At 71.3% G+C, this 20,107-nt stretch carries 22 protein-coding genes; 12 read left to right on the forward strand and 10 right to left on the reverse strand.

The genetic code is table 11. The features are described 5' to 3' along the window. Positions 1-381: 381 nt before the first annotated feature. Positions 382-1,350 (forward strand): CHAD domain-containing protein, encoded by a 969-nt coding sequence (locus tag ACFWX1_RS40650; protein WP_378395209.1) that lies wholly within the window; start codon positions 382-384, stop codon positions 1,348-1,350. Here ACFWX1_RS40650 and ACFWX1_RS40655 read toward each other — a convergent pair. Further along, positions 1,337-2,761, reverse strand: a complete 1,425-nt coding sequence (locus ACFWX1_RS40655; RefSeq protein WP_378395210.1) for an FAD-dependent monooxygenase — start codon at positions 2,759-2,761, stop codon at positions 1,337-1,339. The genes ACFWX1_RS40650 and ACFWX1_RS40655 overlap by 14 nt on opposite strands. 88 nt (positions 2,762-2,849) lie before the next feature. Here ACFWX1_RS40655 and ACFWX1_RS40660 point away from each other — a divergent pair, with 88 nt between their 5' ends. Beyond that, positions 2,850-3,470 (forward strand): TetR/AcrR family transcriptional regulator, encoded by a 621-nt coding sequence (locus tag ACFWX1_RS40660; protein WP_378395211.1) that lies wholly within the window; start codon positions 2,850-2,852, stop codon positions 3,468-3,470. On the opposite strand, the gene dapC is transcribed toward ACFWX1_RS40660, so the two are convergent. The 3 genes from dapC to ACFWX1_RS40675 all read right to left on the reverse strand — a co-directional run bounded on the left by dapC (position 3,464) and on the right by ACFWX1_RS40675 (position 5,150). Further along, positions 3,464-4,555 carry a succinyldiaminopimelate transaminase gene (gene dapC, locus ACFWX1_RS40665; RefSeq protein ID WP_378395212.1) on the reverse strand — a complete coding sequence of 364 codons (1,092 nt, stop codon included), beginning with the start codon at positions 4,553-4,555 and terminating at the stop codon, positions 3,464-3,466. The two genes, ACFWX1_RS40660 and dapC, sit on opposite strands and share 7 nt — an antisense overlap. Beyond that, complete coding sequence (fdxA, locus tag ACFWX1_RS40670) at positions 4,552-4,872, reverse strand: ferredoxin (RefSeq protein WP_378327967.1); 321 nt, start codon at positions 4,870-4,872, stop codon at positions 4,552-4,554. The genes dapC and fdxA overlap by 4 nt, the downstream gene beginning before the upstream one ends. Positions 4,873-4,970: 98 nt before the next feature. Next, the gene (locus ACFWX1_RS40675; protein ID WP_378327968.1) at positions 4,971-5,150 is read right to left on the reverse strand and encodes a hypothetical protein; all 180 of its coding nucleotides are present in this window, start codon (positions 5,148-5,150) and stop codon (positions 4,971-4,973) included. Between the two features lie 182 nt (positions 5,151-5,332). On the opposite strand from ACFWX1_RS40675, the gene cofD reads away from it, so the two are divergent. The 7 genes from cofD (at position 5,333) to ACFWX1_RS40710 (ending at position 10,702) form a co-directional block, all read left to right on the forward strand. Then, positions 5,333-6,325, forward strand: coding sequence for a 2-phospho-L-lactate transferase (gene cofD, locus ACFWX1_RS40680; RefSeq protein ID WP_378395213.1), 993 nt, complete (start codon positions 5,333-5,335; stop codon positions 6,323-6,325). Continuing rightward, a complete protein-coding gene (locus ACFWX1_RS40685; RefSeq protein WP_378395214.1) occupies positions 6,322-7,671 on the forward strand; it encodes a coenzyme F420-0:L-glutamate ligase in 1,350 nt (449 codons plus the stop codon). The genes cofD and ACFWX1_RS40685 overlap by 4 nt, the downstream gene beginning before the upstream one ends. Further along, positions 7,668-8,213, forward strand: coding sequence for an NUDIX hydrolase (locus ACFWX1_RS40690; RefSeq protein ID WP_378395215.1), 546 nt, complete (start codon positions 7,668-7,670; stop codon positions 8,211-8,213). The genes ACFWX1_RS40685 and ACFWX1_RS40690 overlap by 4 nt, the downstream gene beginning before the upstream one ends. 29 nt (positions 8,214-8,242) lie before the next feature. Then, positions 8,243-8,767, forward strand: coding sequence for a hypothetical protein (locus ACFWX1_RS40695; protein ID WP_378395216.1), 525 nt, complete (start codon positions 8,243-8,245; stop codon positions 8,765-8,767). A 98-nt stretch (positions 8,768-8,865) separates the two neighbouring features. Further along, positions 8,866-9,708, forward strand: coding sequence for a hypothetical protein (locus ACFWX1_RS40700; protein WP_378395217.1), 843 nt, complete (start codon positions 8,866-8,868; stop codon positions 9,706-9,708). Positions 9,709-9,743: 35 nt separating this feature from the next. Beyond that, positions 9,744-10,151 (forward strand): GntR family transcriptional regulator, encoded by a 408-nt coding sequence (locus ACFWX1_RS40705; RefSeq protein WP_378395218.1) that lies wholly within the window; start codon positions 9,744-9,746, stop codon positions 10,149-10,151. After that, positions 10,148-10,702, forward strand: a complete 555-nt coding sequence (locus ACFWX1_RS40710) for a hypothetical protein (protein ID WP_378395219.1) — start codon at positions 10,148-10,150, stop codon at positions 10,700-10,702. Before ACFWX1_RS40705 ends, ACFWX1_RS40710 begins: the two co-directional genes overlap by 4 nt. Positions 10,703-10,943: 241 nt before the next feature. Here the strand turns inward: ACFWX1_RS40710 and ACFWX1_RS40715 are convergent, their stop codons facing one another. Then, positions 10,944-11,837: a DNA-3-methyladenine glycosylase family protein gene (locus ACFWX1_RS40715; protein WP_378395220.1), complete on the reverse strand. Its 894-nt coding sequence runs from the start codon at positions 11,835-11,837 to the stop codon at positions 10,944-10,946. Between the two features lie 110 nt (positions 11,838-11,947). Here ACFWX1_RS40715 and ACFWX1_RS40720 point away from each other — a divergent pair, with 110 nt between their 5' ends. Continuing rightward, positions 11,948-13,060 carry a mannose-1-phosphate guanylyltransferase gene (locus ACFWX1_RS40720; protein WP_378395221.1) on the forward strand — a complete coding sequence of 371 codons (1,113 nt, stop codon included), beginning with the start codon at positions 11,948-11,950 and terminating at the stop codon, positions 13,058-13,060. Here the strand turns inward: ACFWX1_RS40720 and ACFWX1_RS40725 are convergent. Beyond that, positions 13,051-13,905 carry a class I SAM-dependent methyltransferase gene (locus tag ACFWX1_RS40725; RefSeq protein ID WP_378395222.1) on the reverse strand — a complete coding sequence of 285 codons (855 nt, stop codon included), beginning with the start codon at positions 13,903-13,905 and terminating at the stop codon, positions 13,051-13,053. The genes ACFWX1_RS40720 and ACFWX1_RS40725 overlap by 10 nt on opposite strands. Continuing rightward, the gene (locus ACFWX1_RS40730) at positions 13,902-15,083 is read right to left on the reverse strand and encodes a hypothetical protein (RefSeq protein ID WP_378395223.1); all 1,182 of its coding nucleotides are present in this window, start codon (positions 15,081-15,083) and stop codon (positions 13,902-13,904) included. The genes ACFWX1_RS40725 and ACFWX1_RS40730 overlap by 4 nt, the downstream gene beginning before the upstream one ends. Positions 15,084-15,288: 205 nt before the next feature. On the opposite strand from ACFWX1_RS40730, the gene ACFWX1_RS40735 reads away from it, so the two are divergent. Then, on the forward strand, positions 15,289-15,726 hold the full coding sequence (locus ACFWX1_RS40735) for a hypothetical protein (RefSeq protein WP_378395224.1): 438 nt from the start codon (positions 15,289-15,291) through the stop codon (positions 15,724-15,726). Here the strand turns inward: ACFWX1_RS40735 and ACFWX1_RS40740 are convergent. The 3 genes from ACFWX1_RS40740 to ACFWX1_RS40750 form a co-directional block, all read right to left on the reverse strand. Further along, positions 15,723-16,583 (reverse strand): glycosyltransferase, encoded by an 861-nt coding sequence (locus ACFWX1_RS40740; RefSeq protein WP_378395225.1) that lies wholly within the window; start codon positions 16,581-16,583, stop codon positions 15,723-15,725. The genes ACFWX1_RS40735 and ACFWX1_RS40740 overlap by 4 nt on opposite strands. A gap of 276 nt (positions 16,584-16,859) precedes the next feature. Beyond that, on the reverse strand, positions 16,860-17,990 hold the full coding sequence (locus tag ACFWX1_RS40745; RefSeq protein WP_378395237.1) for a glycosyltransferase family 4 protein: 1,131 nt from the start codon (positions 17,988-17,990) through the stop codon (positions 16,860-16,862). A gap of 92 nt (positions 17,991-18,082) precedes the next feature. Further along, positions 18,083-19,159 carry a glycosyltransferase family 4 protein gene (locus tag ACFWX1_RS40750; protein WP_378395227.1) on the reverse strand — a complete coding sequence of 359 codons (1,077 nt, stop codon included), beginning with the start codon at positions 19,157-19,159 and terminating at the stop codon, positions 18,083-18,085. 19 nt (positions 19,160-19,178) lie between these two features. Between ACFWX1_RS40750 and ACFWX1_RS40755 the strand changes: the two genes are divergently transcribed. Further along, complete coding sequence (locus ACFWX1_RS40755; protein ID WP_378395228.1) at positions 19,179-20,105, forward strand: glycosyltransferase family 2 protein; 927 nt, start codon at positions 19,179-19,181, stop codon at positions 20,103-20,105. The last annotated feature ends 2 nt before the right edge of the window (positions 20,106-20,107 follow it).

The following is a 20,107-nucleotide window of genomic DNA, read 5'->3' on the forward strand; positions in this document are numbered from 1 at the left end:
TCCTTGAGGGACCCAGAGTCCTTCAAGGAGGCCCCCACGGACCATCCAGCCAGCCGGTCCCGCACCACCTGACGCCTTCGGTCACCTCAAGCCACGAAGGGATGTCCTGAACGCGTCGTTCGCGACGGTGAACGTCTCGAACGCGTCGTTCAGGACACGCCACCCACACACCGCACCCCGCACCGCATGTCGCGAAAGCGTCGTTCGGGACGATCAATGTCCGTAACGCGTCGTTCGCGGCATCGGCCGCCACCCCCGGGCAGCCACCCGAGCAGCACCCGAACATCGCCCCGGCACGGGAGCGAGGGACCTTTGCTCTCGCTCGGCAACTGCCCTGGTCGGAGGGTGGCGCAACCGGAGTGTTCACCTACCATTCACAATGTGACCACCGAATCGTTGTCTCGCGCCGCCCGTACCCGACGCCCGACGATCACGCCCGCCGAACTCGGCCTCGGCGAAGACCCGGCGGAAGCCGCGCCCGGCGATCCGGCGGCCACGCATGTCCGCGCCAAGCTCGACCGGGAGATCCGGGCACTGCTCGAACGCGAGGAAGGCACGCGTTCCGGCACCGATCCCGAGGACCTGCACCAGATGCGGGTCGCGCTGCGCCGGATGCGGAGCGTGCTGAAGCTGTCCGGCGCGCTCGTCGGGCCCGGCGCCGAGGCGGTCCGGGCCGAGCTGGGCTGGCTCGGGCACTCGCTGGGCGAGGTCCGCGACTACGACGTCCTCATCGAGCACCTGCGCGAGGTCATCGCCGGCTTCGAGGTCCGTGACCAGGCCGCCGGCCGCCGGCTCGTGTCGAAGTTCGTGACCGAGCGCGGCGTCGCCCGCCGCCGCCTCAACCGCGCGCTCTCCAGCGAGCGCTACACCACGATGCTCGAGAACGTCAGCGAGCTGACCAGGAGCGAGCCGGTCGAAGAGTCCACAGTGGAGCAAGAGCGCGACCTCGTCGCCGGGCTGCGCAAACCGCATCGCAAGCTCGCCAAGGCCGTCGGGGCGCTCCCGGCCGATCCCCCCGACGACGACCTGCACGCGCTGCGCATCCACGGCAAGAAGCTCCGCTACGCCGCCGAACTGGCCCAGACCTCGGTGAAGAAGAAACAGGCCGCCCGGCTCAAGGAGCTCATCTCCGCGACCAAGAAGTTCCAGACCGTCCTCGGCGATCACCAGGACGCGGTGGTCGCGGCCGAGCGGATGCGCGCGGTGCTGGAGGCCGTCGACGGCCACGTCGGGTTCGTCGCGGGCCGCATCGCCGAACGGGAACTCCAGCGCAAGGCCGAAGCGCGGGCGGCGTGGCGGGACCGCTGGGCGGCCGTCGACGCCGCCGCCCGCGCCGTCATCCCGCGGTGATCGTCCAGACGTAGCCGTCCGGGCGCACCAGCACCCGGGACGCCGAGTACGCGGCGAAAGCGTGCCCGTCGACGTCGACCAGTTCGTCGCCCGAGGCCGTCGCTCCCACAGGCAGAACGCGGTACGCCACCGCGCCCGCCGGGGCGTCGAGCGGTCCGTCGCCGAAAACGAGCAGTGTCGCGTGTGGACCCGCGAACAGCTCGAACAGCCGCACGCGCTTGCCGTTCGCGTCGGCCAGCGGGGCGTCCGGGGCGCGATCGCCCGGCCGCAGTGTGCCCTCGGCAGGCGGCGCCAGCGGCCCACCTCGGTACGTGATGTCGAGCTGCTGCGTCTCCTCGCCACGCTTGTGCGCGTCCTCGTCGCCGTCCGCGTACTTCTGCAACAGCTCCGAGCTGACGCCCAGCACCCGAGCCGCGACCGCGCGCCGCTCGGCCTCGTAGCTGTCCAGCAGTTCGGGAGCGCCGTCGGCGAGCTTCCAGCCCAGGTTGTACGCGTCCTGGACGCCGGTGTTGAGCCCCTGACCACCGGTCGGCGGGTGCACGTGTGCCGCGTCGCCCGCGAGGAACACGCGGCCTTCGCGGAACCGCGCGGCGAGCCGGACATTCGGCCGCCACACCGTCGACCAGATCAGGTCGTGCAGCCGGACGCGCTGTTCTCCCGAGTACTCGTCGACCCTCGCCTGTAAGGCGGGCAACGCCGTTTCGACGTCGATCTCCCCGTCGCCGAGCGGCGCGCCGAACTGGAAGTGCGGCATACCGGGCAACGGCGTGAACACGACGCCGTGCATCGGGTTCTCCGCCGCGCCGAACCAATGGCCGTACGCCCTGTCCAGCCCTTCGGCCTGGACGTCGCCGAGCAACATCCGGATCGACTCGTCGGTGGTGCCTTCGAACGCGATGCCGAGGGCCTTGCGCACGAAGCTCTTCCCGCCGTCCGCGCCGACGAGGTATTCCGCGCGGACGACCTCGCCGGTGGCCAGCGTCGCCGTCACCCCGTCGTCGTCCTGTTCGAAGCCGACGAGCCCGCTGCCCAGCTCTACACGCACGCCGAGTCCGGCAAGCCGGTCACGCAGGATGCCCTCGGTCTGCGACTGACCGAGAAACCAGCCATTCGGGTAAGGCACCGACGGCGTGGGCTCGACGAGCTCGGCCATCCTCCGCTCGCCGACGGGCTGCCCGCCGACGTAGACCTTCATCGCGAACGGCGGCGCCCCCGCCGCCAGCACGGCGTCGAGCACGCCCAGATCCTCGAAGACCTCCAGCGTGCGGGGCTGCAGCCCGTCCCCGCGTGACCCGGCGAAGTGGCTCTCCGCCTTCTCGACGATCCGCACGCCGACACCGCGCCGCGCCAGCTCGATGGCCAGCGTGAGCCCGGTCGGCCCCGCCCCCGCGATCAGCACCTTGATGTCCATGATCCCTCCCCATTAATGAATTGAGATTCAGTGAATCTAGGTTCAGAATGACCGCTGCTAGCGTTCGCTGTCAAGGGAGGTGCGCGTGATGACGGCGACGAGCCGCAAGGAGAAGGCCGCGGAGACCGAGGCGGCGCTGAAGGCGGCAGCCAAGCGAGTCTTCGCCAGGAAGGGCTACCTGAACACCAAGATCACCGACATCACCGCAGAGGCAGGCCGCGCCGCGGGGTCGTTCTACAACCACTTCGCGGGCAAGGAAGAACTGCTCGAAGCGTTATTGGCCGATCTGGCCGCGTACGGCGACGAGTCGGCCGACGCCGACGAGCACAGGAACGACTTCACCGACCCGGACGCGGTGCGCTGGCATGTGGCGGTGTACTGGCGGTTCTACCGGGAAAACGCACCGACCATGCAGGCACTGCGCCAGGCCGCGATGGTCAGCGACGAGTTCGCGCGCACGCTGGCCCGCTTCGGGGCGGAGCAGCAAAGCGATCTGACCGACCACCTCACGCACATCCCGGACGCGGGCTGGCTGCTGCCCGCCCGGCCCGAGCTGAGCATCGTGATGCTGTACCAGCTGGTCGACAGCTTCGCGCAGATGTGGCTACTCGGGCCGACGCCCGAAGGCTGGACACCGCCGACCGACGAGGAAGCGGTCGAAGCGCTGACGCGGTTCGTCTACCGCGGGCTCACCGGCAAGGACTACTGAGCAAGGCGCTGCGCGGCGGCCTCGACGCGCTCGTCGGCCGCGGTCAGCCCGATCCGGACGTGGTGCTTGCCCGCCGGGCCGTAGAACGTGCCGGGCGCGACCAGGATGCCGCGTCCCGCCAGCCAGGACACGGTGTCCATGGCGGGCTCGCCGCGGGTCGCCCACAGGTAGAGCCCCGCCTCGGAGTGCTCGATCTCGAACCCGTTGTCCTGCAACGCCTTCCGCAGGACGAGACGGCGGCGCGCGTACCGGTCACGCTGCACGGCGAGCGCCTCGTCGTCGGCCAGCGCGGCGGTCATCGCCTCCTGGACGGGACGCGGCACGATCATGCCCGCGTGCTTGCGGACCTCGAGCAGACCGGCGACCAGCTTCGGGTCACCGGTGACGAACCCCGCGCGGTAGCTGGCGAGGTTCGCCGACTTCGACAGCGAATGCAGCGCGAGCAGGCCGTCGGTCCGTCCACCGTGGACGGACGGGTGCAGGATGGACACCGGTTCGGATTCCCAGCCCAGCGCCAGATAGCACTCGTCGGACACCACGACGACGTCGCGTTCGCGCGCCCATTCGACCACCTTGCGCAGGTGGTCGGCGCCGAGCACGCGGCCGGTCGGGTTGGACGGCGAGTTCAGCCAGAGCATCGCCGGGCGCTGCGGGCCGAGCTGGGTGAGCCCGTCCGCGCGGACCAGCGAAGCGCCCGCGAGCAGCACACCGACCTCGTAGGTCGGATACGCCAGTTCGGGGATGACGACGAGGTCACCAGGGCCGAAGCCCAGCAACCGGGGCAGCCAGGCGACGGCCTCCTTCGAACCGATCGTCGGCAGGATGGCGCCGGGCTCGATGCCCTCGACGCCGTGACGCCGGGCGAGCGCGGCGACCGCCGCCTCACGCAGCGCCGGAGTGCCGTGGGTGGCCGGGTAGCCCGGGATGTCCGACACCGAAGCGAGCGCGGCGCGGACCCCCTCGGGCACCGGGTCCACCGGGGTGCCGACCGAGAGGTCGACGATCCCGTCCGGGTGCGCACCGGCCAGCGCCTTGGCACCGGCCAGCGAGTCCCACGGGAAATCGGGCAGCGAAATCCGGCTCATTCGCCCTGCGGGGGCAGCGCCTTGATGAAGGCGGGGTCGTGGCTGGTCTTGCCGACCTTGGAGGCGCCGCCCGGCGAGCCCAGCTCGTCGAAGAAGTCGACGTTCGCCTTGGTGTAGTCGGACCAGTCGTCCGGCACGTCGTCCTCGTAGTAGATCGCTTCGACCGGGCAGACCGGTTCGCAGGCGCCGCAGTCGACACACTCGTCCGGGTGGATGTACAGCATCCGGTCACCCTCGTAGATGCAGTCCACGGGGCATTCGTCGATACACGCCTTGTCGAGCACGTCGACGCAGGGCTCGGCGATCACGTAGGTCACTGCGCACTCCTGCTTTTCTCTCACTTACCCAATCGGTGCGGACATTACGCGCGTCCCGCACCCCGTCCGTTGGTGAGGCAACCCTTAGGGCGGGTGCCTCAGCGCTCCCGCCTGCGCGGGGGCGGCGTGGCGCGGCTGTCCCCGGTGATGACGAACTTCGGCTTCGCCTCGGCGGTTTCGTCCTCGGCCTTCTTCTCGCCGACCGCACGGTTGAAGCTGTCGGCGATCTCGCTGACCAGGTCCTCGTTGTGCCGGTCGTCCTTGCGCGCGATGCTCATCGGTACTCCTGGAATTCCGCCCCGCCGCTTCCTACGCCCCAATCTAACCGCGTTCACCGACGAAAAGCTCCAGTCGAACCCGCACGAGCGCCCAGGTCCGCATTTTCGCCCGTGGCGGATGTGACGTCGCCCACGGCCGGGCGCCGGGAACCGGCGAGACGCACGTGAAAGGATCCGAAGTCGTGAGGATCGTCGTATTGGTCGGCGGAGTGGGCGGGGCCCGCTTCCTGCTGGGTGTCAAGCACGCGCTGGGAATGCCGGCGACCGGAACAACCGCTGAGTCACCGCACGAGGTCACCGCGCTGGTGAACACCGGGGACGACGTGTGGATGCACGGCCTGCGCATCTGCCCCGACCTGGACACCTGCATGTACACCCTGGGCGGCGGGATCGACACCGAGCGCGGCTGGGGGCACGCGGGCGAGACCTGGACGGTCAAGGAGGAACTCGCCGCCTACGGCGCCGAGCCGACCTGGTTCGGGCTCGGCGACAAGGACATCGCGACCCATCTGATCCGCAGCCGGATGCTGCGTGCCGGGTACCCGCTGTCGCAGGTCACCGAGGCCCTGTGCGACCGGTGGAAGCCGGGCGTGCGGCTGCTGCCGATGTCCGACGACCGCGTCGAGACGCACGTCGTGATCGACGATCCGGAACAACCCGGTCAGCGCAAGGCCGTGCACTTCCAGGAATGGTGGGTCCGCTACCGGGCGGAGCCGCCCGCGCATTCGATCGTCGCGGTCGGTGCCGACGAGGCGAAGCCGGCGCCCGGGGTCCTCGACGCGATCGCCGGGGCCGACGCGGTGCTCTTCGCGCCGTCCAACCCCGTGGTGTCGGTCGGCACGGTGCTGGGCGTGCCCGGCGTGCGGGAGGCGCTGCGCAAGACGTCCGCCGGGGTCGTCGGGGTCTCGCCGATCATCGGCGGCAAGGCCTTGCGCGGGATGGCCGACGCATGCCTGAGCGCGATCGGGGTGGAGACCTCGGCCGAGGCCGTCGGGCGGCACTACGGCTCCCGCAAGGAGGGCGACGGGGTGCTCGACGGCTGGCTGGTCGCCGAAGGCGAGCAGGTGGACGTGCCCGGCGTCGCGGTGCGGGACGTCCCGCTGCTGATGTCCGATGTGGACGCGACCGCGGCGATGGCGCGCGCGGCGCTCGACCTCGCCGGGGTGTCCCTGTGACGGAGAACCAGGCCGACCACGCCTCGGCCAAGCTGGAGATCCTGCCGGTCACCGGGCTGCCGGAGTTCCGCCCCGGCGACGATCTGACCGGGGCCATCGCCGACGCGGCGCGCTGGCTGCGCTCCGGCGACGTCGTGGTGGTGACCAGCAAGGTGGTCTCGAAGATCGAGGGACGGCTGGTGCGGGTGCCCAGCGATCCCGAGGAACGGGACGCGGCGCGGCGCGAGCTGGTCAAGCAGGAGGCCGTACGGGTCGTCGCGCAGATCGCGCGGACGATGATCACCGAGAACCGGCTGGGCATCGTGCAGGCCGCGTCCGGGATCGACGCCTCGAACGTGGCGGGCGACGAGATCGCGCTGCTGCCCGCCGACCCCGACGCGTCCGCGCTCGCGCTGCGCAACGGCCTGCGGGAGCGGCTCGGCGTCGAGGTCGCGGTGCTGATCACCGACACCATGGGCCGGGCATGGCGGGTCGGCCAGACCGACGCCGCGATCGGCGCGTCCGGCCTGCGGGTGCTGCACGCCTACGCCGGGCAGATCGACGCGCAGGGCAACGAGCTCGCGGTCACCGAGGTCGCCGTCGCCGACGAGCTGGCCGCGGCGGCCGACCTGGTCAAGGGCAAGCTCGGCGGGACCCCGGTCGCGGTCGTCCGCGGCCTCACCCTCACCGACGACGGTTCCACGGCACGCGATCTGGTCCGGCCGGTCGACATCGACCTGTTCCGGCTGGGTACCAACGAGGCCATCGCGCAGGGCCGCCGCGAGGCGGTGCCCGCGCGGCGCTCGATCAGGACGTTCTCGGACGAGCCGGTGGATCCCGCCGCGATGCGCCGCGCCGTCGCCGCCGGGCTCACCGCGCCCGCCCCGCACCACACCCATCCGGTGCGGTTCGTCTGGCTGCGCGACGCCGGGCTCCGCAAGAAACTCCTCGACACGATGCGGGAATCGTGGCGTGCGGACCTGGAAGGTGACGAGTTCACCGCCGAGCAGATCGCGAAACGGCTCAGCCGGGGGGACATCCTGTACCGGGCGCCCGAGATCGTCATCCCGTTCCTGGTCCCCGACGGCGCGCACACCTACCGCGACGCGCGGCGCAACGCCTGCGAGCACACGATGTTCACCGTCGCCGCCGGCGCGGCGGTGCAGGGGCTGCTGGTCGCGCTCGCCGCGGAAGACCTCGGCTCGTGCTGGATCGGCTCGACGATCTTCGCCGCCGGCATCGTCCGCGACACGCTCGGCCTCGACGAGCGGTGGGAGCCGCTGGGCGCGGTCGCCATCGGGCATCCCGAGAGCGCGCCGGGCCCGCGTGGACCACTGGATCCAGGCGAGGGGCTGGTCGAGCTGTGACTCTCCACGCGAACGCCGTCGCGACCCTGGAAGCGTGGAAACCCGCCGATCCCGGCCAGGAATCCCTCCGGCACGCGTTCCTCGGGTTTCTCGCCACGGGCGAGGACACCTGCCTCCGCCAGTGCGCCGCCGGGCACGTCACGGCGTCGGCCGTCGTGCTGGACGACACGGGCTCGCGAGTGCTGCTGACGCTGCATCCGCGTGTCGGCCGGTGGTTGCAGCTGGGCGGGCACTGCGAGCCGGAGGACACCACTCTCGCCGGTGCCGCGCTGCGCGAGGCGCGGGAGGAGTCCGGGATCGAGGACCTCGAACTCCTGCCCGGGCCGGTGCACCTCGACGTCCACCCGATCACCTGCTCGCTCGGCATCCCGACCCGGCACTTCGACGTCCGGTTCACGGTGCGGGCACCGCGCGGGGCCGAGCCGGTGCGCAGCGCCGAATCGGACGACCTGCGCTGGTGGCCCGCCGCCGCGCTGCCCCCGGGTTCGGAAGATCTCACCGACCTGGTGAAAGCGGCCATCCCGGACGGCGCGGGGCACTAGGCTCACCGGTGCGGAAAGGGGGCGCCACCATGCCTACGCAGTTCCAGGACCGGGTCCACATTCACCACAGCGGCGGCGGTGACGGCGTCGTCGGCTGGATCGTGCTGGGACTGTTCGTCCTCGCGATCATCATCTTCGTCATCGTGGTCGCGGTGCGGGTCAGCAAGATGCGGCGCGAGCAGAACATGAACCAGGGGCAGCAGGGTAATTTCCCGCCGCCCCCGCCGATGGGCCCGCAGCAGGGCTTCGGCCAGCAGCCACCGCAGGCCGGATTCGGCCAGCAGCCGCCCGGCGGGTTCGGGCAGCAACCGGGGTTCGGGCAGCAGCCACAACCGGGCTTCGGCCAGGCCGGGCCGCCTTCGCCGCAGAGCGGGTTCGGCCAGCCGATGCCGCCCCAGCCCGGCGCGTCTCAGCCGGGTGCGCCCCAGCCGGGTATGCAGCCGCAGGGTGCTCCGTACGGCGCGCCCGGTCCCTACCCCGCCACCGGTGGCCAGCCGGTGCCGCCCGGCTACCCGCCGCAGGGCCAGCAGCCGCCACCACCGCAGGGGTGGTGACCACCCGCTTGACTTTGTATTGAGTATTGTGTCAATCTTGTGGCGCAAGGCTTGATACAAACGAGGGGGATGAGATGGCCTACGCAGGGGGAGGCGGCATGACGGCCGCGGCGCCGGGGAGCCCTCCGGCGGCCGCTGAGCCGGTGGAGCCCACACCCAAGGAGATCCAGGCCGCGCTGACCTGGCTGGCACAACGCGGCGTCCGGCTCGTCGTGCCGACCCGGTTGCTGTGCATCCGGCTCGGCATGCGGTTCGCGCCGCGTCTCCGGACCCGGACCTGTCTCGTCGCACTCGGCGTCGCGATTCTCGGTTCCGCCGGGCTGTTCGGCCTGCGATATCTGCCCGGGGTGGGGAAGCAGTTCCCCGGGGGCTCGTACATCTTCGTCGTGGTGGCCACGATCCAGCTCACGGTCTGGTACGAGCAGCGGCACCGGGACCGGCAGATCGCCGCCCGGCTGGCCTGCCGCGTCACCAGAGTGGAATCCGCGTCCCGGCTGAGGCTGCTCGGCGGCTGGTTCGCCGCCTCGGTGGTGCTCACCTTCGGTGGCGGCGCCGGGCTCGCACTGGCGGTGGCGCTGACGTCGGGGGCACCCGCCTACGGCTGGGCCTGGCTCGCGCTGCTGGGCGTCGCGGCGGTCAGTTCGGGGATCGCGCTCACCAGCGTCCTGCGGGCTCCCGCCGTGGCGGAAAACGACGCCTCGCTCGCCGTCGACGACCAGCTGCGGATCCGGGACGCCGACAACTACGTGATCCCGGTGTTCGCCATCCCGCCGCTGAACGACCTCACCAGCCACAGTCCCCTGCCGCCGCCGTTCGCTCCGTACGTACTGGCCTACGTGGTGCTCAGTGTCGGCGCCATGTTCGTCACGATGCTGCTGAGGCACCTCCCTCGCCACCGTTCGCTGCCCCCTGGCAACTACGGGCTGCCCCAGCCGTCATGATCTGCCCACCCATCGACTTCTCCGAGGCGGTCTGAATGCTCCTCAGTGTGGACAGCACGTCGCCGGTGCCGCCGTACGAACAGGTCCGTTCGGCTCTGGCGGCCCAGATCAACGACCGGACGCTGGCCGTCGGCACGAAGCTCCCCACGGTGCGGCGGCTCGCCGCCGACCTCGGGATCGCGCCCAACACCATCGCGCGGGCCTACCGGGAACTGGAGGAGGCCGGGCTGATCGAGACGCGCGGGCGGGCGGGAAGCTTCGTCGGCGCCTCCGGCGACCAGAACAGGCACCGCGCCCAGCAGGCCGCCGCACGCTACGCGGCGGCCGTGCACAAGCTGGGGCTGGGCAGGGAAGAGGCCATCGCCATCGTGTCCGCGGCGCTGGCCGAAAGCTCCGTCGGTGTCGTCGTGCCGCGGGGCATCCCGGACGGATTCGCCCAGTGACCTTCACGTCGGCGGCCGAGGCCGAGTCGACCCTCACGCCGTTGCATCTGCTGCTGATCGTGCTGGGCATCCTGCTGGTGATCGCCGTCGTCGTGGTGGTGATAGTCCTGGCGACGCGGAAGTCACGCCCCGGGCCGCCGCCCGGCTATCCCCCGCAGCAGCCGGGCTACCCACCGTCCGGGTATCCACCACCGCCCAGCTATGCGCCGCAGGGCTATGCGCCAGGGCAGCCACCGGGATATCCGGGATACCCGCCCCAGCCCGGCCAGGTGCCCGGGTACCCGTCTCCCAGCCAAGCAGCCGGGCACCCGCCTCCTGACCAGGCACCTGGGTTTCCCTCTCCTGGCCAGATGCCGCCCGAGCCTCCGCCTGCCGGTCCCCCGCCGTCCGGCTCAACGTCGCCGTCCGAACCGACGGCGCGATCATCCGAACCAGAGGCACCATCCGAGCCGACGTCGCCGTCCGGACCGGCGTCGCAGGATCCCGGCGAGCCGCCACAACAGCCGGGCCAACCGACCACACCAGGCCGGCCACCGCAGCCGCCGTCCTGAGCGACGACCGTCCGTGGGGGCCTCCTTGAGGGCCCCTGGGTCCCTCAAGGAGGCCCCCACGGACCGCTGAAGGAATGAACGGAAGATTCAGGGCACCCTGAGCGTCCCTACCAAACAGCCTACGAGCGGGGTCCGACGAAATCGGCCCGGAGCACGCTCCGCGTTGCGAGCCCCACGCGCTGAAAGCGTCCCCCGGCCACCTCGGCTTCCCATGCCGTCCCGAGCGAGCGGGAACGGGTGGTTACATGGCGCGGTAGTCGCGCAGGGCGAGGCGGGGGCCGAAGCGCGGTCGCGAGATCCCGGCCGCTTCGAGGTAGCGGATCGCGCGCTGCCGTTGCGGTGCGTAGGGCGCGAGGACCTCCGCCAGCCCGGCGTCGTCGAGTTTCGTGCCGAGCAGGGCATAGCCGACCATCGACGGGATGTTGTAGTCGCCGAAACTCACCGCGTCCGGATCGCCCCAGGCCCGCTGCGCGATCTCGGCCGCGGTCCACACCCCGATCCCCGGCACGAGCCGCAGCAGCGCCCTGCCCTCGGCCCCGCCCAGCTCCACCGCCCGCTCCAGCCGGTGCGCGACGCGGGCGGCGTTCAGCAACGTGGTCCGCCGTTTCAGGTCCACCCCCGCGCGATGCCATTTCCAGTCCACAAGGGACCGGAGCGCGATCGGTGTCGGCGGCACCCGCAGCCGGTCCGGAGCGGGCCCCGGCGCCCGCTCCCCGAACCACCGGCACAGCTCGGCCCACGACCGGATCGCTTCCTTGCCCGCCACCTTCTGCTCCAGCACCGCGAGCACGAGCCAGTCCCACACCTGACCCGTTGCGCCGATCCGCAACCCAGGCGAACGCAGCCGTGCCCGCGCGACGACATCGTGGTGCGCGACGAACCCGGTGTCGTCGTCATTCGCGCCCAATAACGCCGGGACGCCGTCGAGCAGCCGATCCGCCCCCGGCCCCCACGCCTCGGCCTCGACTTCGCCGGCGCATCGGCGCAGCGCCAGCGTGCCGGACCCGTCCGCGGTGTTCGCGGCGTACCAGACGACGCCCCGCTCGTCGGTCAGGATGTTCAGCGAACCGCGCCCACGCCGCAGCGGAGCCAGGACCCGGCCGAGATCCACCTCGAACGTCGGACGCCAGAACACGACGGCCTACGCGTCGCTCGAGAACCGAAGTGCCGGGACCACGCGCCCGACAGTACCGGGGTTGGCTATGGTGACCGCGTCCCCCCGACCCGACAAGAGGCGGATGAGCCGTGCCTGGACCCCTTGACCTGTACGCAGTCGTGCCAGCCGGGGGCAGCGGCACCCGGCTCTGGCCGCTGTCGCGGGCAAACCACCCGAAGTTCTTCCAGCCGCTCACCGGCACCAGGCGCTCCTTGCTCCAGGCGACCTTCGACCGGCTCACCCCGCTGGTAGGCGCCGGTCACGTCTACGTGGTCACCGGCACGGCCCACGCGGCGGGGGTGGGGCGGCAGCTCCCGGACGTGCCGGAGAACAACATCCTGGTCGAGCCGTCGCCCCGGGACTCCTGCGCCGCGATCGCGCTGGCGGCCGCCGTCATCGAGCGCCGCAGGCCCGGGGCGATCATGGGATCCTTCGCGGCCGACCACCTGATCAAGGACGAACCGGTCTTCCGGCGCACGATCACCGAGGCCACCGAAGGCGCCGCCGACGGCGTGCTGATGACCGTGGGCATCACCCCCACCCGTGCCGAAACCGGCTACGGATACGTGGAGTGCACCGAGCAGGTGCGCCCGTCCACCATTCAGCCCGTGCTCAAGTTCCGGGAGAAGCCCCCGTACGAGCTCGCGGTGGAGTTCGTCGAATCCGGGAAGTACCTCTGGAACGCCAGCACGTTCGTCTGGCGGACCGATGTCTTCCTGGCCCGGCTCGCCGAATACCGGCCGGATATCGCCGAACCGATCCAGCGCATCGCCGCGGCGTGGGACGGTCCCGACGCGGAACAGGTGCTCGCGGACGTTTGGCCGACCGTGCCGCGGATCGCCGTCGAATACGCCGTGATGGAGCCCGCCGCCGCCGAGGGCAAGGTCGCGACCATTCCGGGCGACTTCGGCTGGAGCGACATCGGCGATTTCGAAACGGTCGCCGAAACACTCGGTTCCCCCCGGCAGGGAGCGATGGTCGCCGACATCACGGACACCGCGGACCCGAAGGTGGTCACCTTCGAGTCCGACGGCCTGATCGTGGTCCCCGGCGGGGACCGGCTGGTGGCCACGCTCGGCGTACGCGACCTGATCGTCGTCGACACCGAGGACGCCGTCCTGATCTGCGCCAGGGACCGTGCCCAGGACATCAAGGAGCTGACATCGCTCGTCCGCGAGCAGGCAGGCGAGAGCTACGTCTGAGCCCGCGGTTCGTGAGCCCGCGCGCTGGGAGACCGGACGACGGCGAGCATCGAATCCCGGTCCGTGCCGTACTTTTCCCGGAATCCCGGCCCGAACGGCACCCGGTGCTCGGTGATGAACTCCATGACGCCCGCCACGGTCAGCCGCTCGAACCCCATCGCCGCCTCGATCGCGTTTTCGAGCGTCTCCCGCGTGAAGTAGTGCACGTGATCGGTGTTGAAGTGCACGTACGCCGCCCCCTGGCCGGCGAGTAACCGGCCGCCGTACCGCGGGGTCAGCAGCATCAGCACTCCCCCGGTGGTGACCCGCCGCGCCGCCGCGGCCAGTGCCGCCACCGGATCGGTGAGATGCTCGATCACGTCCATGATCGTCACCATCGAATAGCGGCCCAGCCGCTCGAACGCCGCGTCCTGGATCATCAGCCGCGCGAAACGACCCCGGCTGAGCGCTCGGGCGCGTTCGACCGCGAAGGCCGAGCCGTCCACTCCGGTGGCGTCGACACCGCGCTCGGCCAGTGCGTTTACGAGGTACCCACCACCGCACCCGATGTCCAAGGCGTCACCCACGCCCGGCAGCACGGTGGTGACCAGCCTGGCGAACACAGCCGCATTGGCGCGGCGGGCCGGCGCTTCGGCACCGAAGTAGTCGGGATATCCCACAGTCGCGCCCGCTGCGTCACGCCGGTAGTAGTTCTCGTCGTAAGCGACGCGCACGGCACGTCCGGTCCGGGGGTCCACCATTCTGACGAGCGAACAGGCACGACAGGCGAGTACTTTCCCTATCGGCAGCGACCAGTGGACGTCGTAGTCCTGCCCGCCGCACAGGGCACAGGCCTCGGCGGTCATGCGTGCCGGCGGTCCGCGAGCACCTCACGGGCCCTGGCGAGGGTGAAAACGCTGCCCGGTGAGAACTCGCCCGCGAGCATGAGATCAGTGAGTTCGGACCCCCACAGGTCATGGATGGCGATGTCCTGGATCTCCCAGTTGGTCGTCATCACCGCGATCTCCTCCTCCGCGTAGCGGCGATCCGAGACGTAAGCGAGCGCGCAGAGATCCATCTCGGCGTTCAGCGCGTCGAACCCGAACCCGAGCAGGGTGAACTCCAGGTCACCGCGCTCCCGCGCCGCGAGCAACCGAGCGATCGGCGCCTCCCGGTAGAACCAGGTCGGGTCGACGCGGGTGCCCCGGCGCTGGACCTCCACCCCTCCGTAGAGCTCTTCGTAGACTTCCCGCAGGTAGTTGTGGAACAGCGACACGGGCGTGCGTTCGGACAGGTCCACCGACTGACATCCGAACACCGGCACCACCGCGAGCGCGCCGCCGTAGATCGAAACGGCGAACGAACGCCGCTGGATCAGCACCACATGCCGCCCGCCGGTGTCGAAGACCGTCGCCACCTGCATCCCGAAAGCGTGTGCGCCGCGCGAACACCGCGCCGCGACATCGACATCGGGAAGAACCCGGTCCCGCAGCGGTGTCGCCCTCGACGGCTTGGCTATTGCCGCGTACGTCTCGTCCTCGATGGGCCCGCAGGCGCTCAGGTACTGGAAATAGCGGGCGAGGACCAGCCGGACACGCGGTCCGGATCCGTCCTCGGTCACCCCTGCCGCACACGCCAAGAGCTCGTTCCACGGCTCGCCGCCCTCGTCCTCGACCGCCAGATACCGGCCACGGGCGGCGAGCACCTTGGTGTCGACCGGCACCGCCGAAAGCTCGTGGGGTACCTGCTGGTCGACGATCGACTCCACCAATCCGTCCGCGTACCACGACGGCTTCGTCAGAAACGGAACGACCTGGCGCCGAGACCCGTGATCCGCGACGTACAGGTCCTTGTCGGCGCCCCTGCGCCGGTAATAGCGGATCAGCCAGTCCGCGGAGTAGCGCGGATGTCTGCGAATCCGGCTCTCGGCTTCGTGGGCGAGGGCCCGCTTCCGCTTCAGCCAGCCGTGGGTGGACCGGCTCGTGACGCCGACCAAGAACGCGATCCCCGCGGCGAGCAGGTTCACCAGCAGTTCGCTCGTCACACGACCTCCGCCTGGGGAAAGACGAGCAACTCAACCTACACCGCTCCTGACCGGCCGGAACCCGCTGAACCGGTGACCACGCACCGAACAAGTGGGCGGCTACTTAGCGAGTCCAGTGACGGCGGACGCCCCGAGGGCCTACCCTAGACAGGAAACAGGTGGGCCTTTCCCCAGAGGGCCCCGGGTCAGTCGGGAGGCCGAGGGGATGGACCCCCGGGAACGGGCGGACGCCTTGCTCGCACGAGCACGCGCGCGTGGCGCCTTCGTCGTGACGCCGGACAAGGCGACCTCGCCCATGGACTCGGCCAACACCCAGCAGATCCCGCGTTCGCTGGTGACCGAAATCGATCGTGGCCACGATCCGGACACCACGACCCAGCTGCCCGCGTCGCTGATCGAGGAGAACGACCACCCGCTGGCGGCGTCCGCGCCGACGACGCGGCTGGACGTGCCCGGGAACCACCACCAAGCGACCACGCCGCTGACGCCGCGCCCCCAGGCGAAGCCGATCGCGAGCCCGCTCAGGGACCAGCCGGTCCCCGAGCAGCAGCCGTCGAGCGAGGAAGACACCGGCGGGCTGATCCCCACGATCAAGCAGACCAGCGGCCGCTCCAACCTTTCGCGCCGCCTCGACGGCATCTAGCCCTTCCGGGTCTCCAGCTTCAACCGCAGCGTCAGGCCCAGCTTGATCGCGGCCAGCACCGGCTTCCAGCGCAGCCCGCGATGGCGGTCCGCGAGATAGCGATACGCGCTTTCATGGTGTGCGCGCAGCATTTTCGCCGACGCCTGCGACGTCGCGTGCCCGCCGATGTGCATGACACCAGCCGACGGCGCGTACACGTTGAGCCAACCCGCCTTCGCAAGCCGGTCGCCGAGGTCCACGTCCTCGAAGTACATGAAATAACGCGTGTCGAAACCGCCGACCGAGTCGAACGCCTCCCGGCGGAACAGCTGGCACGAACCGGAAAGCCAGCCCGCGACGCGCTCCACCGGTGTCCGCTCCTGGCGGTACGCGCGCGTCCACGGATTGCCCGGCCACACCTTGCCGAACACCGCGTGCCCGATGCCGCGCCCGAACGACGGCAGCAGCCGCGCCGAGGGGTAGACGGTGCCGTCCTGATCATGGATGAGCGGCCCGAACGAGCCGCCCCGCGGCCAGCGCTTCGCGACCTCCAGCAGCGTGTCGAGCGAACCCGGCTCCCATTCGAGATCGGGATTCACCACGACGACCCAGCCGTAGCTTTCGTCCAGTTCGGCGACCCCGCGGTTGGCGGCGGTGCCGTACCCGACGTTCTCGCCGATGCTGAGCAACTGCACGTTCTCCCGCTCGGCGGCCCGCTCCGGGGCCCCGTCCGTGGAGGCGTTGTCGGCCACGACGACCTGCACGTCGCGGTCGGTGGCCTTCTCGAGCGTGTCGAGGAACCGCTCGAGCGTCTCACCGGGAAAGTACGTCACGGTCACGACGGCGAGCCCGTCGCCGTAGCTGGGGTGCTCAGTCACCCGGCCATTGTCCACGCGTCACCGAACGCGATACCGCTGCCCTACCGAGCGTGATTGTCGTACCCGCGGAGGATCATGCCCGGATGGCCGAGGTGGTGGTCTCATCGCTTCGGCGCCGGTAGCGACTGGCGCCGCGCGGTACCGCTGATCACCGACTGCACCGAGGTCTGAACAGCGAAAAGCCCGCGAGACGACCGTCCGGACGCGTCGCGGGCTCCCATACTCGGCCCCACCGGGACCTCGCACGGCTACTTTAGCGGATTTCCGCAGATCTGCTCAGGCCGTGCGGCGGTGGCGCAGCCAGGCCTTGGCGTAGGCCTCCCGATGCCGCTCCGCGGTCGTCGCCCAGGAGAACTCCTTCGCCCGGTTCTGCGCCGCGTCCGCCAGCTCCGACCGGCGCGAAGGATCCGCCAGCAGGTCCGTGATCGCCGCGGCGACGTCCCCGGCTCCGACACCGCAGTACGCCACCGCGTCGCCGCCGACCTCGGGCAGCGACAGCCGCCGGGTCGTCAGGACACACGCGCCGCACGCCATCGCCTCCAGCACCGGCAGCCCGAATCCCTCCCCCAGGCTCGGATACGCCACCAGCTCGGCACCGCCGAGGAACCCGGCCAGCGTGCCGAACGGCAGGTAACCGGCGCGGATGACCCGCAGCCGGTGCGGGACGGCGTCGAGCGCGCGCTCCACCTGCGTGTCCCAGCCCGGCTGACCGGCCAGCACCAGGGCCGGCGCGTCCGGGCGGCCCGCGACCGCGCGGGCGAAGCCGCGGATCAGCGCGGGCACGTTCTTCCGCGGCTCCAGAGCGCCCAGGAACGCCACGTACGGCGTCCGCCCGATCCCGACGGCCGCGCGGGCCGCCTCGACCTCCTCGGGCGACGGCGGATGGAAGCGGTCGGTGTCGACACCGTGGTGGATGATCTCCAGCTCCGCCCGCCGCACCGGGCTCACCCGCGCCAGCTCGGTCGCGGTCGCCACGCTCGGCACCACGCACACGGTCGCCCGCCGCAGCGCTGTCGACGTCCACGCGCGGAAGAAGCGCGCCTTCACTGACGAGTGCAGTACCGCGTCGGTGAAGAACGTGGCGTCGTGCAGGGTCACCACGGACGCGGCCGTGCCCGCCAGCGGCATCGTGTAGTGCGGCGAGTGCACGACGTCGACGGCGAGGCGGCGGGTCATGCGCGGCAGCGTCGCCTGTTCCCAGGTGAGCCGCGCTGTCCGCGTCGACGTCGAAGGCGATGCGGGAACGATGCGGGCCCCTGGCGCGAGACGGCCGTAGAGCGCGAGATCGCGGGGCTGGCACACCACGGTGAGCCGCGCCCCGTCCTGGTCAAGCGCCTGCACCAGGGAGTCCACGTAACGTCCGACGCCGCCCCGGTCCGCAGGGACCGCGGTCGCGTCGATCAGCACACGGGGATCACCGGTCACCAGAGCAGAGTAAAGCCGCAGCCCACCCGCCCGGACAAGAACCGGGAAATGCGGGACACCGGCACCCCGATGTGTCAATCCCGGTTGCGGCGATGCATCGCCCACACGGCCTCGGCGGCGGCCCGCCAGGTGAACGCCCGCGCCCGTTCCTTGCCCCGCGTGCTCAGCTCGGCCGCGCGCTGCGCCGAGCCCAACACCTCGCGTAACCCCAGCGTGAGCGCCCCGACGTCGCCGCGCGGCACCATCAACCCGGCACCGCCCGCCACCTCGGCCAGCGCCGGGACGTCGGTGTGCACCACCGGTACCCCGGCCGCCATCGCCTCCAGCAGCGGCAGGCCGAACCCCTCCGTGAGACTCGGCACAGCCAGCGCCTCCGCCCCGCGCAGCACGGTCGCCAGCTCGGCGTCGCTCACCCTGCCGAGCAGCCGGAATCGCTCCTCGGGCAGCCCGTGATCCTTCGCCAGCCGCACCGGATCGACCCCGCCCCAGCCCTGCTGCCCGGCGACCACGAGCGAGACGTCCTCGAGATCGGCGACGGCCTCGATCAGCACGTCGATGCCCTTGCGCGGCTCGATGGTCCCGACCGCCAGCACGTACCGCTCCGGCAGCTCGACGTCGGCGTCCCCGGCCGGGATCCGCACGCCGTGCGGGATGACCTTCACCGGCACGTCGACGTCGATCAGCACGGCGAGCTCGTCGGCGACCGCCCTGGTCGGCACCACCAGCCCGGACGCGCGCCGCGCCGCGCGAGAGATCATCGACCGGTGCCAGCTGACACCCCGGCTGGTGAGCGTCTCCGGATGCGTCCACGGAACGGTGTCGTGCACGGTCACCGTCAGCGTCTTCCCCGCCGGCGCGCGCGGCGGGGCGAGCGGCGTCGGCGCGTGCACGGCGTCGCCGCCCGGCCACCACGGCAGGCCCAGCTGCCACGCCGCGACCAGAGCGCGCGGGGGAATCCGCAGTACCCGCGGACCTTCGACACCCTCGACGACAGCGGCGTCCACGTCGTGATGGCGTGCCACCACACTGGACACCGTCCAGCCAGGCGGCGCCGTGCGGGCCAGCGCGAGCATCAGCTCCGCGGTGTACCGGCCGGTACCACCCGGCACCGGGGCGAGCAGTTGCTCGGCGAGGACGACCAGTCGGGGCACGGGGCCTATTCTCTCCCGGGTGACCTCCGCGCCCGCCACCACCGTGGTGGTTGTGACCTGGCGGGGTGCCGGGCACGTCACCGCGTGCCTCGACGCGCTCGCCGCCCAGACCCGTCCACATCGGACGCTGGTGGTGGACAACGCCTCCGACGACGGCACCGCCGCCCTGCTCGCGGCCCATCCGTCCAGCCCAACGGTGCTGCGGCTGCCGCGCAACACCGGGTACGCCGGCGCGATGGCCGCGGCGCTGCAGCGCGTCGACACTCCGCTCATGGCCTGGCTCAACGACGACGCGGAACCCTCGCCCAGCTGGCTGGCCACTTTGGAAGACACGCTCGACGCGGCGCCGCTCGCCGCCGCAGTCGCGTCCCGCCTCGACCTCGAGGACGGTTCGACGCAGTCCTCGGGCGTCCGGCTCACCGCCGACGGCCACGGCGCCGACCTGGCCGAACCCGCCCCCGAGGTGTTCGGCTTCTGCGGCGGCGCCGCGCTGCTCCGGACCGGTCCACTGCGTACGGTCGGCGGTATACCGGCGTCGTTCTTCTGCTACTACGAGGACACCGACACGGCGTGGCGGTTGCGGCTGGCGGGCTGGGACGTCGTCGGAGCGCCGGAAGCCACCGTGCGCCATCGGCACGGGGCGAGCACCCGTCCGGGTAGCCCGCTGTTTCACCGGTGGAACGAACGTAACCGCCTGCTCACCCTGCTGCGCTGCGCGCCCGGCGGCGTCGCGCTGGGGCAACTCGTCCGGTTCGCGCTGCTCACCGCCGTCCTGCCCCTGCGACCGGGCAAACCGGACGCGCCGAACTTCCGGTTCGGCCTGCGCTGCCGGGTGCTCGCCGAGGTCGCCGTCCGGCTACCGGCGGCGTTGTCCGCACGCCGGATGATCACGCGACGTAGCGCTCTCGGCCGAGGCGCGGTCTGGGAGGCGTGGGCGGGCCACTAATA

The sequence above is a fragment of the Amycolatopsis sp. NPDC059021 genome, assembly GCF_042739895.1.
Classification (GTDB): Bacteria; Actinomycetota; Actinomycetes; order Mycobacteriales; family Pseudonocardiaceae; genus Amycolatopsis.